At 69.0% G+C, this 16,576-nt stretch carries 13 protein-coding genes and 1 pseudogene; 3 read left to right on the forward strand and 11 right to left on the reverse strand.

Translation table 11 applies throughout. The annotated features are described in order from the left end of the window. The 3 genes and pseudogenes from VN419_RS04490 to VN419_RS04500 form a co-directional block, all read left to right on the forward strand. Positions 1 to 297: pseudogene (locus VN419_RS04490) on the forward strand (hydroxylamine reductase); the annotation flags it as partial. Positions 298 to 422: 125 nt separating this feature from the next. After that, positions 423 to 1,250: an ATP-binding protein gene (locus tag VN419_RS04495; RefSeq protein ID WP_325644884.1), complete on the forward strand. Its 828-nt coding sequence runs from the start codon at positions 423 to 425 to the stop codon at positions 1,248 to 1,250. 26 nt (positions 1,251 to 1,276) lie between these two features. Then, on the forward strand, positions 1,277 to 1,588 hold the full coding sequence (locus VN419_RS04500; protein ID WP_325644886.1) for a cupin domain-containing protein: 312 nt from the start codon (positions 1,277 to 1,279) through the stop codon (positions 1,586 to 1,588). 270 nt (positions 1,589 to 1,858) lie between these two features. Here the strand turns inward: VN419_RS04500 and VN419_RS04505 are convergent, their stop codons facing one another. From VN419_RS04505 to divK, 11 genes are all read right to left on the reverse strand, one after another. Next, complete coding sequence (locus VN419_RS04505) at positions 1,859 to 3,313, reverse strand: HAMP domain-containing sensor histidine kinase (RefSeq protein ID WP_325644888.1); 1,455 nt, start codon at positions 3,311 to 3,313, stop codon at positions 1,859 to 1,861. Continuing rightward, entirely contained in the window at positions 3,303 to 4,139 is an 837-nt protein-coding gene (locus VN419_RS04510) for a hypothetical protein (RefSeq protein ID WP_325644890.1), read from the reverse strand. Before VN419_RS04510 ends, VN419_RS04505 begins: the two co-directional genes overlap by 11 nt. 29 nt (positions 4,140 to 4,168) lie before the next feature. Then, positions 4,169 to 4,648: a rubredoxin-like domain-containing protein gene (locus VN419_RS04515; protein WP_325644892.1), complete on the reverse strand. Its 480-nt coding sequence runs from the start codon at positions 4,646 to 4,648 to the stop codon at positions 4,169 to 4,171. A gap of 3 nt (positions 4,649 to 4,651) precedes the next feature. Next, entirely contained in the window at positions 4,652 to 5,056 is a 405-nt protein-coding gene (locus VN419_RS04520) for a response regulator (RefSeq protein WP_325644894.1), read from the reverse strand. Then, the gene (locus VN419_RS04525; protein WP_325644896.1) at positions 5,053 to 8,385 is read right to left on the reverse strand and encodes a PAS domain S-box protein; all 3,333 of its coding nucleotides are present in this window, start codon (positions 8,383 to 8,385) and stop codon (positions 5,053 to 5,055) included. Before VN419_RS04525 ends, VN419_RS04520 begins: the two co-directional genes overlap by 4 nt. 130 nt (positions 8,386 to 8,515) lie before the next feature. Then, a complete protein-coding gene (locus VN419_RS04530; protein ID WP_325644898.1) occupies positions 8,516 to 8,881 on the reverse strand; it encodes a response regulator in 366 nt (121 codons plus the stop codon). Between the two features lie 171 nt (positions 8,882 to 9,052). Then, positions 9,053 to 10,471 carry a sigma-54 dependent transcriptional regulator gene (locus VN419_RS04535; RefSeq protein WP_325644902.1) on the reverse strand — a complete coding sequence of 473 codons (1,419 nt, stop codon included), beginning with the start codon at positions 10,469 to 10,471 and terminating at the stop codon, positions 9,053 to 9,055. Positions 10,472 to 10,741: 270 nt separating this feature from the next. Then, the gene (locus VN419_RS04540) at positions 10,742 to 11,857 is read right to left on the reverse strand and encodes a glycosyltransferase (protein WP_325644904.1); all 1,116 of its coding nucleotides are present in this window, start codon (positions 11,855 to 11,857) and stop codon (positions 10,742 to 10,744) included. Next, positions 11,842 to 12,798: a hypothetical protein gene (locus VN419_RS04545; protein ID WP_325644906.1), complete on the reverse strand. Its 957-nt coding sequence runs from the start codon at positions 12,796 to 12,798 to the stop codon at positions 11,842 to 11,844. The genes VN419_RS04540 and VN419_RS04545 overlap by 16 nt, the downstream gene beginning before the upstream one ends. Further along, positions 12,795 to 15,386 carry a lipid II flippase MurJ gene (locus tag VN419_RS04550; RefSeq protein ID WP_325644908.1) on the reverse strand — a complete coding sequence of 864 codons (2,592 nt, stop codon included), beginning with the start codon at positions 15,384 to 15,386 and terminating at the stop codon, positions 12,795 to 12,797. The genes VN419_RS04545 and VN419_RS04550 overlap by 4 nt, the downstream gene beginning before the upstream one ends. A gap of 95 nt (positions 15,387 to 15,481) precedes the next feature. Continuing rightward, positions 15,482 to 16,408, reverse strand: coding sequence for a DVU0259 family response regulator domain-containing protein (divK, locus tag VN419_RS14570; protein ID WP_414652917.1), 927 nt, complete (start codon positions 16,406 to 16,408; stop codon positions 15,482 to 15,484). Between the last annotated feature and the right edge of the window lie 168 nt (positions 16,409 to 16,576).

The raw sequence follows: 16,576 nt of genomic DNA on the forward strand, positions 1-16,576 counted from the left end.
CTGCTCGACGTGGGCCAGTGCAACGACGCCTACTCGGCCATCCAGATCGCCGTGGCGCTTGCCGGAGCCTTCAACTGCGGCGTCAACGAGCTGCCGCTCTCCCTCATCCTGTCCTGGTACGAGCAGAAGGCCGTGGCCATCCTACTGACCCTGCTCTCTCTCGGCATCAAGAACATCCGCCTCGGACCCTCCTTGCCCGCGTTCATCACCCCGAACGTCCTGGCCTTCCTGGTGGAAAACTTCAGCATCAAGCCCATCAGCACCCCGGACGAAGATCTGAAGGCGATACTCGGCTAGAGGCGGTCCAGACCGCTTGCAAACACAGGAATCATTCCTAGATTAGTTTCAGCTCACTCAACTCCACACTCCACGGGCGCGGGAGACGACGAACCTCCCGCGCCCATCTCAAAAAGGAAAATTTCATGAAGGCGACCCGCAAGCTCATCACCGTGAACGAAGACCTCTGCAACGGGTGCGGCAACTGCGTCACCGGCTGCGCCGAAGGCGCGCTGGCCATCATCGACGGCAAGGCCAAGCTGGTGAACGAAGTGTTCTGCGACGGCCTGGGAGCCTGCCTGGGCGAATGCCCCACCGGCGCGCTCAAGGTCGTGGAGGTCGAGGTGGAAGACTTCGACCCCGAGGCCGTGGCCAAGCACTTGAAGGCCCAGGGACGCGAAGTGCCCGACCACATGCCCGACCCCGCCAGCCTTCGGCTGGACCAAAAGGGCTCTTGCGCCACCAAGCCAGGCGGCTGCCCCGGCAGCAGGGCCATGACCCTGAACCGCCCCGCGCCCCAGGCCAGCGCTTCCCCCTGCCAGCAGGCCAACGTGCCGCGCCAGCAGGCCGCCAGCATCTCCAACCTCACGCACTGGCCCATCCAGCTGCGCCTGGTGCCGCCCACCGCGCCGTTTTTGCAGAACGCCCGCCTGCTCCTGACCGCCGATTGCGTGCCGCCGTCCTTCCCGGACTTCAACGAGCGCTTCCTGGCCGGACGCATCATGCTGCTTGGCTGCCCCAAGTTCGACGACGCCCAGAGCTACATCGACAAGGTGGCCGACATCCTGCGCAACAACCGCATCAAGGACATCACCGTGGTGCAGATGGAAGTGCCCTGCTGCGCGGGCATGACGGCCATCGCCCAGCGCGGGGCCCACGCGGCCGGCGTCGACGTGCCCATCACCACCACCGTCATCACCCGCGACGGCCAGATCCAGGACCCCGCCTCCGGCGGCTTCCGGCCCTTCGCATAAGCCGCCAGCGCGGCAAGGAGATCGCCATGAAGATCCAAGAGCTCTTCAGCAACCCCTTCAAGGAAACCGGGCCGAACATGGTCCTCGTGCACGAGTCCGAGCACATGAAGGTCATCAACTTCAACTTCAAGGCGGGCCAGGGCCTGCCCCTGCACTCGCACAACATCGAAGGCGAACTGGTCCTGGCCATCCTCGAAGGCACCGGCGAGTTCATCTCCAAGGACGGCAAGGTGCCCGCCAAGGCCGGAGACGTCCTCGTGTGCCCCATCGCCACGCCCCACGGCGTGGGCGCGCTGACCGACATGCGCGTGCTGGTGACCATCGCGCCCCCGATCTAGGCAAGAGAGAGCGCAGGGGCTCCGCCCCTTGATCCCTCCAGAGGGCGCAAGGCCCTCTGGACTCCCTGTGGCGGCTGGTTCCGGTTCCGGACGCGATGACGCCGGAACCGGCGCGACATCACGCAGGGGCCGGGCGCAAAGGGGGATGCGGAAGAGCTTCGCCACGGCGACCCCGCCCCGCTGTTGCCCTGCCCCAAACAAGAGGCCCCGGAGAGCTTTGCGCTCCGGGGCCTCTTGTTTGGCCTGCGGGGCCAGGGGCACCGCCCCTGCCTATTCCTGCTCCTGGGGTTCGATGGGCAGCACGATGTAGAAGTTGTTGCCGAGTTCCGCCGCCTCGTAGCCCACCACGCCTCCGTGCAGGTCCACCACCTGGCGCACGAAGGCCAGGCCGTGCCCTGTGCCATGTTCGCTTCCTGTGGTGCTGGCGCGGAAGCCGGGCTGGAACAGTCCGTTTCGTTCGGCCTGGGGCACGGTGGGCCCGGTGGTGAAGACGTTCAGCTTCACGCCGGGCCGGTTGGGGCCGAAGGCGTCGGGCAGGATGTCCCAGCCGTAGGCCATGAATTTCTTGGTCTGTCCTTCGGGGGTGGTCACGGTGCGGGTGTATTTCACGGCATTGGAGAACAGGTTGGCGTAAACCTGGGCGATGAGCCCGAGGTCGGCCATGAGTTGCACGGGCTTGTCTGGTATGCCGCCCATGGACAGGTCGATGCACACGCCCCGGTCGGTGAGGCGCGGGCGGAAGCGTTCCACCTGCGGCTCCACCACCTGCTTGCGCAGGTTCACCAGACGCTTTTCCAGCACGTAGCGCCCTTCCTCGAAGTGCCTGCGGCGCAGGAGGGTTTCCAGAAACAGACTGGTCTGCTCGTAGTGGTGGCTGATCTCCTCGTACTGGGCGCGCAGGCGCGTCTGCACGATGTCCAGCTCGTTCAGGAAGTCGCGCGGGGTGTCGTGCGGGGCCTCCATGAGCAGGCGTTCCAGGGCGGTTATGGACCCGCGCAGGCGGTTGAAGAAAAGCTTGAAGGTCATGTTGGGCACGATGACGTTGTGCCCGATGTCGGCCACGAGATTCTGGATGAAGGTCAGGTGCTCACGGTTTTTCGCGCGGGCCAGGCGGTTGTGCATCTGGTAGCCGATGCGCCCGGCGTATTTTTCGAAGAACAGCTGCCGCGAGCTGGACAGGGCGGCTCCGCCCACGATTTCGATCCAGCCGATGACGCCGTGCTCCAGGGGGAAGCCAAGCAGTTCGCCGGTGTCCTTGCGGCCCTTGATGGGCGCGTAGAAGTTGGCCCCGCGCACGGCGGGCCTTGGCGGCGGCTCAAAGGGCGGCAACTGCTGCGGCAGGTGCAGGCAGCGGGCCAGCCGCCAGCTGTCCTGCCCGCTGCGCAGGTACACGCGCATCTCCTGGTCGAAGAAGATCATGGGCAAAAGCACGCAGATGGTCAAAAGATCGCGGCGCGAGTCGTATTCCTGCGCCATGTCGAAGAAGGCGTTGAGCATGCGCTGTTCGTCGAGCCCGAAGCCGTAACCCTCGGCCTCCTCTATCTTCTGCAGCACGCGCCGTTCCAGCGAGCGGCGGCGCAGTTGGTCCGACTCCAGGCACAGGGCCGGGTCCGGCGGCAGCGGCGCGCAGGGAAAACCCCGGAGGCCTGCGCAGGCTTCCTCAGGCTCGGCAGGCTCCGGGCAGGGGGCTGGCAGGGGCGGTTGCTCCCGGCGGTCAGCGGTCATGGCGTCCTCCGGGGGATGAAACGCCGGTCCGGGCACCGATCCGGACATCGGGCACGCCGAGCACCATGTGCTCCACGTCCAGGCCGGGCTCCAGCTCGCCCCGCGGGGCCAGCAGCCAGGGCCAGGTTTCCCCGGGCAGGTCCGGGTCCACGCCGTAGAGCAGGTCCTCCTCGTATTCCAGCCGTCCCGAGCGGTAGCCGCGCTCCCGGGTGTCGGTCACCAGGCAGGCGGGGCAGGACAAGCCGCGCAGGGCCTCCAGGTGCGCGCGCACGACGGAGGCGGCATAGGCCTCCACATCGGCTTCGTCGGGCCTGGCCTCACGCTTGGCCAGGCTGCTTGCGGCGTACAGAGGCAGTTGGGAAAGCAGGTTTGCGGAGTACACGAAGTCCAGCTCCCCCAAACCCAAGGTAAGATCCGGCCAGGGAGCCGGGATGCGCGCCGCCAGGGCTTGGGCGTCGGGCAGGCTGTTCAGGCAGGCGGAGAGGTCCGTCACCATGAGCTCCACGTTGCCCAGCTGACTGGCAAGGGCGGTGGTGGCGGGCAGGAAGGCCAGGTCGGCCAGGACCACATGCTGGAACAGGGCCGAGAGCTGCTCCAGGGGCACATCGAGCAGCAGGCCCGCGCCGAGCACCAGAGCCGTGCGCCGGGTGCCGCAGGCCTCGGCGGCCTTCAGGCACAGCACACGGGCGCGGGTCAGGTGCTCGGCCCAGGCGCGGCGCTGCCTGCGGTGGCGCGCCCAGATGCTCACGAGCTCGGTCAGGTGCCCGTGGGGGTTTTGCTGCCCGGCCAGGCGGGCGCGCGCGTAGAGCAAGGCTTCGGCCAGCATGGTGGTCTCCGTTTTGCGTGGCTGCGGGTCTAGCCCCGCACGCTGGTGAACTTCTCCGGCAGGGCCTGGCACACGGGGCAGCGTTCGGCCGTCTCTCCGGTGTGGATGTAGCCGCAGATGCCGCAGACCTGGTACACGCCTTCGCCCGGAAGTTCGGCCTCGCGCAGGCCCAGGTGGCTGGAAAGCGCCCTGGCCATCTGCACCAGCAGGGCCCCGGCCGCGCGGTCGCCCTCGGCCTGGGCCAAAAGCGTCCAGGGCAGGGTTTCCATGGCCATCTCGCGCGATTCCTGCAGCGCCTCGGCCAGGTTTTCCGCCGTGGTGCCGATGCGCCCGCGCAACAGCAGCAGGGCCTTCTTGGCCTGCACTTCCTGGGCTTGGGCCAGGGCGAGGAAGAGCGCCTGGCCTGGATCTTTGTCTTGTGCGGCTTTCTGGGCGCGCACGCGATTTTTCGCCGCCGCGAGCGACTGGCGCACGAAGGCGTGGGCCAGGGGTTCTGTTTCAGGCTGCATGATTCACGTCTCCTGCATGGGGGGTTGAGGGGTTTGGCGTGGACCGAGAATCTGGTGCACGGCATCGAGCATTTCCGCGCGGGTGAAAGGCTTGCGCAGCACGGCGCTGGCGCCCAGCCTGCGCGCCGTCTCCAGGTAAAGATCAGGCGCGACGCGCCCGCCGCCGGACATGACCAGCGCCCCGGCGCGGGGGGCCAGGTGCCGCAGTTTCAGCAGCACCTCAAAGCCGTCCACCTCCGGCATCACCACGTCGGTGATGACCAGATCCGGGGCGATGAGGTTCAGCCGCTCCAGGGCCTGCCTGCCTCCTTCGGCGGGCACGGCCTCGTAGCCGTCCTGTTCAAGCATGCGACATACCAATTCGCGCACGTCGCCGTCGTCGTCAACCACCAGTATGCGCTGGGTCATGATTCCCCTCCTGCGACCAGGGCCAGGGCCTGGCGCACCGCCAGGGCCAGTTCGCCCATGGAAAAGGGCTTTGGCAGAAGCCGGACCGCGCCAAGGGTTTCCAAGCGGTCCGAGGGAATGGCCCTGCTGAAGCCGGTGATGAGCACGATGGGCATATCGGGACGCACCGGACGCAGGCCCTCGGCCAGCTGCAATCCGGTGATTCGGGGCATGTTCAGATCCGTGACGAGCAGGTCGAAGGCGTCCGGCTCGGCGAGCAGGGCCTCCAGGGCGGCCTGGGGGTCGCTTTGCGTGGCGACGTGATAGCCCAGGGGGGCCAGGGCCTCGGCGCAGAACTCCAGCAGGTCGGGCTCGTCGTCCACCAGCAGGATGCGCTCGCGCCCGCGCAGGTCGCCGGGCTTGGCCTCGCGTGGGGGCTCCTCGCCGCTGGCCTGGGTGGGCAGCAGCACCAGGAAGCGCGCGCCCTGGCCGGGTTCGCTTTCCACCCACACGGCCCCGCCAAGGCTGGCCACGATGCCGTGGACCACGGCGAGGCCCAGGCCCGTGCCTTCGCCCGGCCCCTTGGTGGTGAAGAAGGGGTCGAAGATGCGGCCCAGCACGTCCGGGGCAATGCCCGGCCCCTGGTCCTCCACCATGAGGGTGAGGTACTCGCCGGGGTTCAGGCGGTGGCGCGCGGCCAGTTCCGGCGGCAGCGGGCCCACGCCCGTGCGCACCAGCAGCTTGCCGCCGCTCTGCATGGCCTGGGCCGCGTTGGTGCACAGGTTCATGACGATCTGGTGGACTTGGGAGGGGTCGGCCAGGATGGTGGCCTGGGAGCCAAGTTCGGCGGTGATCTCGACGCTTTTGGCCAGGGAGGCTTCCAGAAGCTTCAAAGCCTCGCCCACCACGGCGTCGGCGCGCAGATGGCGCAGCTTGTGCTCGCTGCGGCGGCTGAAGGAGAGGATCTGGCGCACCAGTTCGCGGGCGCGCAGGCTCGCGCCCAGTACGCGGTCCAGGCAGCCGCGCGCGCGCGACTGCGGGGCAAGGTCGTCCAGGGCCAGTTCGGTGAAGCCCATGATGGAGGCCAGCAGATTGTTGAAATCGTGCGCGATGCCCCCGGCCAGGGTGCCCAAGGCCTCCATCTTCTGCGCCTGCCACAGCTGGTGCTCCAACTGGCGTTTTTCGGTCACGTCGCGGCACACGGCCACATAGCTCACCAGCCGGTCGGCCCGGCTGCGGATGGCGGACACGGCGAATTCCACCTCGGCCGCCGCTCCGCCCGGCCGGGCGAAGGAACAGGTGCCGCGCCAGGTGCCCTCCATACTGTCGCCCAGGATGACGGAGCTGTGGTGCTCCAGCACGGACACGTCGAGATCGAACACGCTCTTGCCGCCGGAGGGCAGCCCCTCCTGGGTTACGCCGGTCATGCGCCCGAAGGCCGGGTTGGCGTACAGGATGGCCCCGTTCTCATCCGCGATGAGCACGCCCTCGGCTGCCTGCTCAATGGCTCTATGCAGGCGCCGCAGCTCGGCCTCGGCCTGTTTCTGTTCGGTGATGTCGATGCCGAAGGCGAAGAGGCCGGTGACGGTGTCGCCCTCCTTCTGCAGGCTGTTCTGCCAGGCGATGTGCCTGAGCCGCCCGTCCTTGGTGCGGATGACGCCCCTGTGCTGCCTGGGCAGGGAGATGCGGCCCTTGATGAAGTCGCGATAGAACGCGGTGTTGGCCTCGGCCAAGTGCGCGGGCAACATGGCCTCGCTCCAGTCGCGCCCCAGCACCTCTTCTCGCGAAAAGCCGGTGATGCCCTCGGCCGCGGCGTTGAAGAGCGTGACGCGGCCCTGGGTGTCGAGGCCCACGAGCATGGCGTTCGCGCCCTCGATGAGGCTTTCGGCGTAGTCCCGCGCCTGGCGGATGGCTTCCGCGTCGCGCCGGGCGGCCAGCACGCGCCACAGGCCCACCAGAAAGAGCTGGAGCTGGCGGGTGTCGTTCTCGTCGTACGCCTCGGCTTTGTTGGCCACGCAGAATACCGCCACTGTCTCGTCCCCGACCACCATGGGCACGGACATGACGCGTTGCAGGGGAATATGCCCGACCGGCAGGCCCCTGCCCCGGTCGCAGGCCGGGTAGTCGTTCACCACCACAGGGGCCTTGGTGTGCATGCATTCGCCCCACAGCCCGGCCTCCGACAGGGGGTAGGGCTGCATGGAGGGCTCCACATGCAGGGGCTTGCCGTGCCGCGACCACTGGATGTTGTGCGGGTCCACCGTGTCGCCGTCGATGAAGAGCAGGAAGCCCATCTCGCTGCCTGTCAGACGCACGCCCTCGTCCAAGGCGAAGGCGATGAGGCTGCGGGCGTCGTCCGCGTCCATTTGCGTCAGGGTGAACAGAGCCTCCCCGCGCTCCTGGGACAGGCGCAGGGCGGCCAGGGCGTGGTCGCGCTCGCGCAGCACGGCCACAAGCCTGCGGTTCATGCGCAAAAGCGAGACGTAGCGCCAGGTGAGCAGCAGCCCGCCCAGGGCTAGCAGCAGCCCGGCCATGGTCCACAGGGCGGCGGCGGGGAACAGCGGCGGCTCCGGGGCGGCGTGCCATTCGCGGTACAGGGCGCGGAATTGCGGCGTGTCGCGGTACTCCTGCAGGGCCTCGTCAAGCTGGTCCAGGATGTCCTGCTGCTGCGGGCGCATGGCCAGCACGCGGCTTACCTCGAACAGGGGCTTTCTGCTGCTGGCCAGCTTGCCTTCCAGCCCTGCGGCGCGCGCGGCGTATTCCACCAGGGGGGCCTGGAAGACCAGGGCGTCCGTGTCGCCTGAGAGCAGATCGAACAGGGCCTGCGGCAGGGACTGCGAGAATTGCGGCTGGATGCTGGCGTCGTTTCCCAGGCGCTCGGCGGGAATGCTGTTTGCGATCAGGGCCACGCGAAGGCCTTTCAAGGCGGCCAGGTCTTCGCGCGCGGGGCTCTCCGTCCGGGAGTAGATGTGCACGGACTGGGTCTCAAAGGGACGGCTGAAAATGAAATGCTTGGCGCGTTCCGGGCTGGCGCCGAGGCCGGGCAGCACATTGGCCTTGCCCTCGCGCACCAGGCGCATGGCCTCGCCCAGGGTGGCGGTGGAGATGAAGCGCAGCCTGTAGCCGGCAAGGGGGGCCACCTGGCGCAGCACCTCCACGGCGAAGCCGGTGGGCGTGCCGTCGGGCCCGGTGAAGTAGAGCGGGGGGAAGTTTGCGGGCACGGCGGCCACAAGTTCCGTCAGCTGCTGGCGGCGCGTTGTTTCCGCGCCGCTTTGCTGGTCCGGCGGGGGAGCCGGGGCCGCCGGAGCCGGGCTTGCGCAAAGGGCCAGGAGCAACAGGCCAGAGAGCATGAGGCTTCCCAGGGCGCGGCGCAAGCCGGACCTTAGGCCGCGCGCCAGAATCCGGCGCGTACGCCGGCCGCGGGCCGGGCCCGCATGTCTGGCCTTGACGCGTGGCATGGCCGTATTTCCTTCGCCCTGGCTAGCCCAGAGCCCGCGTCACATAGTCCTCCAGCACGCCGCGCTCCACGGGCTTGGGCATGAACCAGGTGGCGCCGATGCCAAGCAGACCGGAGATCTCGCTGACGCCGATGAAGGCGGACATGACCACCACGGGCAGATCCTTGAAGCGGGGATCGGCGCGCAGGGTGCGGATGAGCGTGGTGCCGTCCATGCCGGGCATCATGATGTCGGTGATGAGCAGGTCGAAGCGGTTCTCCGCACTCAGGGCCTCCCAAGCGTGGCGGCCGTTAGGGCTCACCATGGCGCAGTGGCCCATGCGCTCCACGATGGTGGACACGAAGCGCTGGGAGATTGGGTCGTCTTCCGCGATGAGAACTTTGGACATGGATTCCCTCCCGATGGCAGACGCGCACTCCGGGAAGCCCGCTGTGCGCACAGCCATATCTGATAATCAAATTCCGTTCCAAACGCCTGGGGTGGCCGGGGCCAAGGGCACGGGCCGTTTTCGACGCCGCGGGACGGCGTGTTTTGCGGGGTTATTCCATGTTTTCCGGAATTACCCGTTTCCTCGCCGTCCCTTCACGAGGCCGTGCTTGCCCAGAAGTTCATAAAGCCTTGCGGTCTTGAGCCCGGAGAGTTCCGAGGCCAGGGCCGCATCCCCTGCCGTGTGGGCCATGAGGGCCGAGAAATAATCGGATTCCGCCTTTTCCAGAAGGCGCGCGCGGTGCTCTCGCCAGGGCCCGGGCAGAGCAAGGACATCTTCCTTGGAATTTGGCAGGGCGGCGAACCCGCGCGAGGCCACGCGCCCGCGCATAAGCCGCACGCGCAGCTCCAGCGGCAGGTGCTGGGGCAGCAGCATGGCCTCTCCCTGGGCGGAGACAAGGCTCATGTCCACTGTTTGCAGAAACTCACGCACATTGCCCGGCCAGTCATGGGAAAGCAAAAGCTCCAGGTATTCCGGACTGGGCTCCGGCGCGGGCAGGCCGGTGCGCGCGGCGTTTTGCCCCAACCGCCAGCTGAGCAGGGTCTGCACGTCGCCGTCGCGCTCGCGCAGGGGGGGCAGCTCCAGGCAGAAGGCCCCGAGCCGGTACAGCAGGTCCTGGCGGAATTCACCACGCCCGGCCATGACCGCCAGATCGCGGTTGGTGGCCGCCACCAGACGGAACTCGCTCTTGCGCACCTGGCCACCGCCCACGGGCCGGTAGCTGCGCTCCTGCAGCACGCGCAGGAATTTGGCCTGTATGGGCAGGGGCAGTTCGCCGATCTCGTCCAGGAACAGTGTGCCGCCGTCGGCCTGCTCGATGAGGCCGCTCTGCTTGCGGTCGGCCCCGGTGAAAGAGCCGCGCTCGTGGCCGAAAAGCACGCTTTCGGCCAGGGTGCCGGGCAGGGTGGTGCAATCCACCACCACGAAGGGCCCCTGGGCGCGGCTGCCGCTGGCGTGGATGGCCCGGGCGAAGATTTCTTTTCCGGTGCCTGTTTCGCCGGTGATGAACACATCCACGCCGCTGGCGGCGGCCATGCCCGCCTGGGCCAGAATGGCGGCCAAGCGCGGACTTTTCCCGACGATGCCGGATGTTTCCGGGAGCGCGGGGATGCGCTGGCGGCGTTTTTCCGTGCGATAGGACAGGGCGCGCAGCATGGGCAGGGTCATGCGGTCCACGCTGGCCGGTTTCTCGATGTAGTCCCACGCACCGCAGCGCAGGGCCAGTTCCGCGCCGTCCGGGTCGCCCTGGCCGGTGACGATGATGACCTCCGGCGGGTCCGGGGCGGCGCGCAGCTCCTCCAAGGCCAGGGTGCCGGAGCCGTCGGGCAGGCGCACGTCCAGGTAGACCACGTCCACCGCCTGGCCCAGAAGCAGACGCCGGGCCTGGGCCAGGGTGCCCGCGCCTAGGGCGGTGTGCCCGTGCCGCGAAACCGAGGTGCACAAAAGCTCCCGGAATAGGTCGTCGTCGTCCACTACAAGAATCTTGGCCATGCTCCCTCCTTCCCATATCTTCCGGTAAAGCCGGAAAGACTCCGGGAAAACCATACTACGAAGCCGTATTTTGCGCCAGTCCCTAGGGGCAAAAACTGGCGCCAAAGGAGCAATGACCAGCAATGAAAGGACATCTTTCCGATGGCACGGATATTGTTTAAATCGCTGCGTGCGCCGGGCGGCAACGTTCCCGGCGGCCGCATCGGTTGGACCGATGTGTCTGCCGGGCAGGTGGGGGGCCTGCCCGGCTCTTTTTTTGCCCAGCGGAAACTAGCGCCCCGCCACCCCGTTCAACAGCGCCTCTGTGGCCGCCAGCATGCGCGGCAAAGAAAATTCCGCCTCCATTCTGGCCCGGCACAGGGCTCCAAGTCTCGGTCCCTCGCGCTCCAGCCGCGCCAGAAGGGCGGCCAGCCCAGCGGCCAGGGCCTGGGCATCGCCCGCAGGCACCACCAGCCCGGTGCCGCCCAGGATGCGCGCCGCATCGCCCGCATCGGTGGCCACGCAGGGCACGCCGCAGCTCATGGCCTCCAGCAGCACATTGGGAAAACCTTCGCTCACCGAGGCCAGGCACAGGGCGTCCAGGGCGTTGTACACCCCGGGCATGTCCTCCCGCTCTCCGGCCCAGATGAGCCGCCCGTCCAGGCCCAGGCCGCGCGCCCGCTCGCGCAGGGACCGGGCGTAGTCTTCCGCGCCGCCGCCCACGCACACGAAGCGCGCCTGGGGAGCGCTTTTGGCCAGCAGCGCCGCGGCCTTCAGAAACGTCTCATGGTCCTTCAGCGGGTCCAGCCGGGCCACAAGCCCGATGAGCCGCTCGTCCTCGGCCACGCCCCATTCCTGGCGCAGGGCCGCGCCCGCTGTTTTGTCCGGCCGGAAGCGCGCCGTATCCACCCCGTTGGGCACCACGCGCAGGCGGCCCGGCGGGAAGCGCCGCTCAAGGCACAGGCTGCGTCCGGCCTCGGAATTGGCGATGACCAAGTCCGCCAGGGGGGAAAGCCGCGCCTCCAGCTCCAGCAGCAGGCGTCCGGCCCGGCCGCGTCCTTGGCCGTCCGCCGCGCGGATGCCCATGACCAGACGCGTGTGCGGAAAAAAGGGCGCCAGCACGGCCCCAAGCACCGTGGCCGAGGGCAGGAAGGCGTAGTGGATCTGCGGCGACTCCCGTTTGAGCAGCCCGCCCAGGGCCCGCAGCACGCGGAAATTGTCCCAGCGCGAGGCCTTGCCGAGCTCCGCCAGCCGCGCGCGGCCGAGTTCCGCGGCCAACGGGCCGCCGTGGCCCAGGGTCACGGCCAGCACCTCGTGCCCTCGCGCGGCCAGACCGTGGGCCAGGGCCGCGAACTGCCGCTCGGCCCCGCCCGGCTCCAGGCTGGGAATGCTCATGAGGATGCGCATGGTTCCGCCTCCCCCCGCCCGGGCCGCTCATCAAAAAGCGACAGTGCGGCGTGGTTGTTGGTCTGCCCGGCCAGCAGCAGGCGCTGGCCGCTTTTGCGCAGCACGAAAACGGCCTCGCCGTCCCTGTAGCAGGCGTTGTTCTGCGACACCACCAGGAAGCCGCCCTCCACAAGGCTGCGGCCCAGGTTGGCCGCGGCGGCCCGGATGTCCGCGGCGTCGAAGTAGCCGAGATTCAACACGTTGGCGCACTTGATGACATGCGCGGGCGTGGCGAGGACGTCGTGCGTGGCGTCGAAGGGGCGCAGTTCCCCCACGCCCAGGCGCTCCCGCAGCAGCGGGTTCAAGGTGTCGATGGCCTCGTAGCGCGTGGCGTCGCGCCGCGCGTCCAGGGAAAGATTCAGGTACAGGCCCAGGAGCTTGACGCCGAGCAGCCGCCGCCGTCCGTCCAGATACACGCGGCACAGGCCGGGACCGCGCGCGTACAGCACGGGGTGCAGGTCCGTGAGGATGACCTCCGCCCCTTCGGGCAGGCGCGAAAGCAGGGCCACGGAGGCGCTGCCGTCGGACACGCCGATGTCCAGCAGCCGCAGCGGCTTTGCCTCGGCCAGGCCTGTGTCCGGGTCCGCCATGAGCCCCAGGATGGTCTCGTCCGCCAGCCGGGTGCGGTCGCTGCCCGTGGTCTTGTAGGTCTCGTTGACGTTCAGCAGGGACACGGCCTGCCGGAACAGGCGGGCGCGCTCGTCCAGGGGCGCGGCCAGGGCGCGCATGCGCGGCAGGGCGTCGGGCGAGACGCGCAGGCGCAGCCAGCGCAGCAGCAGGGTGCGCAGGGGCCCCTCGCGCTCCAGCAGCCGCAGGAAGAACGCGCTGTCCGGCGCGGGGCCGCTTTTGCGGAGCATCTGCCCGGCATGGACCAGCAGGGCGCGCAGGCTGTCCGGCATCACGCGGGGCTCCTTTTCTTCGCGGTCACGTCCAGAAACAGAGCTTCCCACAGGTCCAGCACCTTCTCAAGTCCGAAACGCTCCAGCACCTCCGGCGCGCGCGCGGCCATGCCCAGGCGCAGGGCCTCGTCGTCCATGAGCCGGGCCAGGGCAGCGGCCAGGGCGGGCACGTCGGCCTCGGGCACAAGCAGCCCGTCCACGCCGGGGCGCACAATCTCCGCCGGTCCGCTGGGACAGTCGAAGGCCACGGCGGGCAGGCCGTGGGCCAGGGCTTCGCACAGTGCATTGGAGAAGCCCTCGAAGCGCGAGGAAAGTACGAATATGTCCGCCCGGCGCAGCCAGGGGCCGGGGTCGCGCACGGCTCCGGGAAGGTCCACGCGGTCCTCCAGGCCCAGGCTGCGGCGCTGGGCCTCCAGCCTCGTCCGCTCCGGCCCTTCGCCCAGGATGGTCAGGCGCCAGCGCGGGCGGCTCGTGGCCAGACTGGCGAAGGCCGCAAGCAGCAGGTCGAAGCCTTTTTCCGGGGCCAGCCTGCCCAGGGCCAGCAGCTGCCGGTCCTGTGTGCCGGCCTGTGTGTCGGCCTGCGTGTCGGGCGCGGGCGCGGCCACTGGGTTGGGGATGACGCTGACGCGGCCCGGCAGCCTGGCGCGCACGGCTTCGGTCTGGGTGGTCACGCGCGCGGCCAGGGGGTAGCTCAGGCGGCGCAGGAAATTCCAGGCCCGGCCGATGTCGTGCCGGTCCGGGTCGGTGTGCTCCGTGGCGATGGCCGGAAGCCCCAGCCCCAGTCCGGCCAGCAGGCAGAGCACGTTGGTGGTGTCCATGAAGCCCAGGGCGACGTCGGGCTTGAGCGCGCGGAAACTTCCACGCAGCCGGGCCACGCGCCGGGCGTTGGCGCGCAGGCCGCCCCAGGCGGAACCCGCCGTCCCGTTCAAGTCGAGACCATGCAGGCGCACCGCCGCGTCCAGCGGAAAGAAAGGCGCGGCGTCCGGCGTGTCGAAGCTCAGCACATGCACCTCGTGCCCGCGCCGGGCCAGGCCGCCCGCCAGCAGGCAGAGGCTGCGCTCCGCCCCGCCCAGGCCCAGGGAGGAGATGACCAGCGCCACGCGCAAGGGCCGCAAGGCCGTCTCGTCCACGTCTGGGCCCGCCGGTCCGCCGGGCTCCTTCCGCGCCTGTGCCGGCCGCTGGCCGGAAACGCCCAGGGACGCCCGCAGGGACACGGCCGCGCTCAGGGCGTACATGACCGCCGAGGACAGGGCGATGCCCGCAGGGCCGAACACGCGGCTCAGGAGCAGGCTGGTGAGCGCGTTGACCACCAGCAGCCCGGCCTGGAGGATGAGCAGCAGGCGCAGGCGCGAGGCCGCCTGGAGCATGCGCGCCCCGGCGATGGCCAGCAGGTAGAAGGGCAGCTGCACGAAGTAGCAGGCCTGGATCAGCGAGACCTGCCCGGCCGCTGCGGCGTCGAAGCGCCCGCGCTGGAACAGCAGCGAGACCAGCAGCGGCGAGGCGGCCACGCCCACGGCGGCCAGCGGCACGGACACCAGCAGCAGCCGCTTGGTGATGCGCCGGCAGGCCGCTGCCAACGCGTCGGGCTGCCCTCCCGCCGAGGTGCTTGGTGCGCAGCGGTGCACCACGGCCGTGAAGTAGGGCAGAAGCACCGTGGACAGCGTGAGCCCCAGCAGCCCGGCGATGCCGGAGGGCAGCTTCCAGGCGTAGCTCAAGGCCGAGATGGCCCCCTCGCCCAGGGACGAGGCGATGGCGTTGTCGATGAAGGGCGTGAGCCCCAGCAGGCCCGTGCCCAGGGCGATGAGCCCCCAGTTGCGCACCAGGGGGCGGACATCGCGCAGCAGGGGGCGAAGGTTGCGGAAAAGCGGGCCCCGGCTCCGGGCCTGGAAGAGGGGCCCCCAGGCGCGGCGCGCCAGCCAGCCCAGCAGCGAAAGCTCCAGCACCGCCCCGGCCCCGGCTCCGGCCACCAGGGCATGAATCCCCAGCCGTCCGTGCAGCAACGCGATGACCCCGATGGTCGCCAGCGCGCCAAGGGTCGAGGTGAAGGCCGGAGACGCGAAGCGCCCGCGATGGTTGAGGCTGGCCGCCAGCACCTGCGCCAGGCTGCCCGCCGCCAGCAGCGGCAGAAGCGCCAGCTGCATGGACTTGACCAGCGCCAGCTGCTCCGCCCCGGCCCCGGGAGCCAGCAGCTGCAAAAGCTGCGCGGGCAGCACGGCCAGCACAAGGCAGGCCAGGCAGATGAATCCGGCCAGCACCAACAGCGCCCGGCCCAGCAGGCGCCGCGCGGCGTCCTCGCCCCCTGGCCCGGCAGTGGCCGCGCCCAGGGCGGGCACCAAAGCCGCGGAGAACGACGCGCCCAGCAGGTTCACCAAAAAAGAGGGCGCGAGCAGGGCCAGCACAAAGGCGTCCAGCTGGCCGCCCACACCGAACAGCGCGGCCACCAGCACCTCTTTGCCCATGGCCACGGCCCGTCCCAGGGCGCTTACGCCCAGCACGGCCAGCGAGTCCCTCGCCAGGCGCGAGGAGAACTCCGCGCGCAGCCGCGCCGCAAGGGACGCCGTTGCGCCGGATGGTGTGCCGCTGCTGCCCATGGCCCCGTGCTACGGGAATTCCCGGTGGACTTCAACGTCGGGCGGGTTCTGCATTGCGCTTGGGCGCAGCCGGCGGGCTTCGCAGGGGCCCCCGCCTAGGGCGCGCCTATGGCGCTCTCCACAAGCCCCAGCACTTCGGCGGGATCGAAGGGCTTGCGCACGGTGGCCACGGCCCTGGGAATGGCCATGTGTATGCCAGGCAGCCCGCTGATGACGATGATGGGCACGTGCTTGAACTCCGGCAGGCGCGAGACGCGGCGGGAGAAGCGCGGCCCCCACTCCTCGGGCATTTCCAGGTCCAGGGTGATGAGGTCGGGATTTTCCCTGATGAGGACTTCGGTCGCCTCGACGCCGCCGTTTGCGGAGCAGGTGGCGTACCCCCGGTCGCGGAACACGGTGACGAGGTAGTCGACGATATCCGGGTCGTCGTCCACGACCATGATTTTTTTGGGCGCGCCTTCCGGCTTTGCGGCGCGGTTCATGGTCATGGCGAGGCGCTGGCGCAGGATGCGCCGCACGGCTTTTCTGCGTCCGCCGATATCTGGCGCGGGCGGGGGCGCTGCGGGCAGCCCCCGCGCCAGGCGGGCCTGCTCGGCCTCTTTGACGGACAGGCAGTTTTGCCCGTCTTCGATGATGTCGCGCACGGTGACGGAGTCGAGCTTCTCGAACATGGCCTGGTCGGCGGCGACCCAGATGGCGCGGGTGAGGCAGTGCACGGAGCGCGGGCAGGACAGGCGGTTGTGGCTGCAGGCGAGTTCGGCGGCTTCGCCTTCCAGGATGCGCACCACGTCGCCCACGGTGATTTTTTCCGGTGGCATGGCGAGAAGGTGCCCGCCTTCGCGTCCGCGCAAGCTTTTGACCACCCCCGCCCGTTGCAGTTCGCCCACGAGGCGCTCCAGATATTTTGCGGAAATATCCTGCCGCAGGGAGGTTTCGGCCATGGAGACCGGGCCGTATTTCTCGTGTTGGGCGATGTCCAGCACGAGCCGCATCCCGTAACGACCTTTGGTGGTCAGGCGCATGTGAGGCCTCCTTGCGCGCAAGATGTTCTTTTCCGTCAGCCCGTTGCGAGATATCAGACCAATGCGCTCGCCAATCGAAGGGCTCTGAACATCTGCACTACATTATTCCGCGCAACGTTTCAACTCATACTACATTTGTATGCATTGCTATCTTATACATACTTTGGC

This window comes from Humidesulfovibrio sp. (assembly GCF_035560995.1).
Lineage (GTDB): Bacteria > Desulfobacterota > Desulfovibrionia > Desulfovibrionales > Desulfovibrionaceae > Humidesulfovibrio.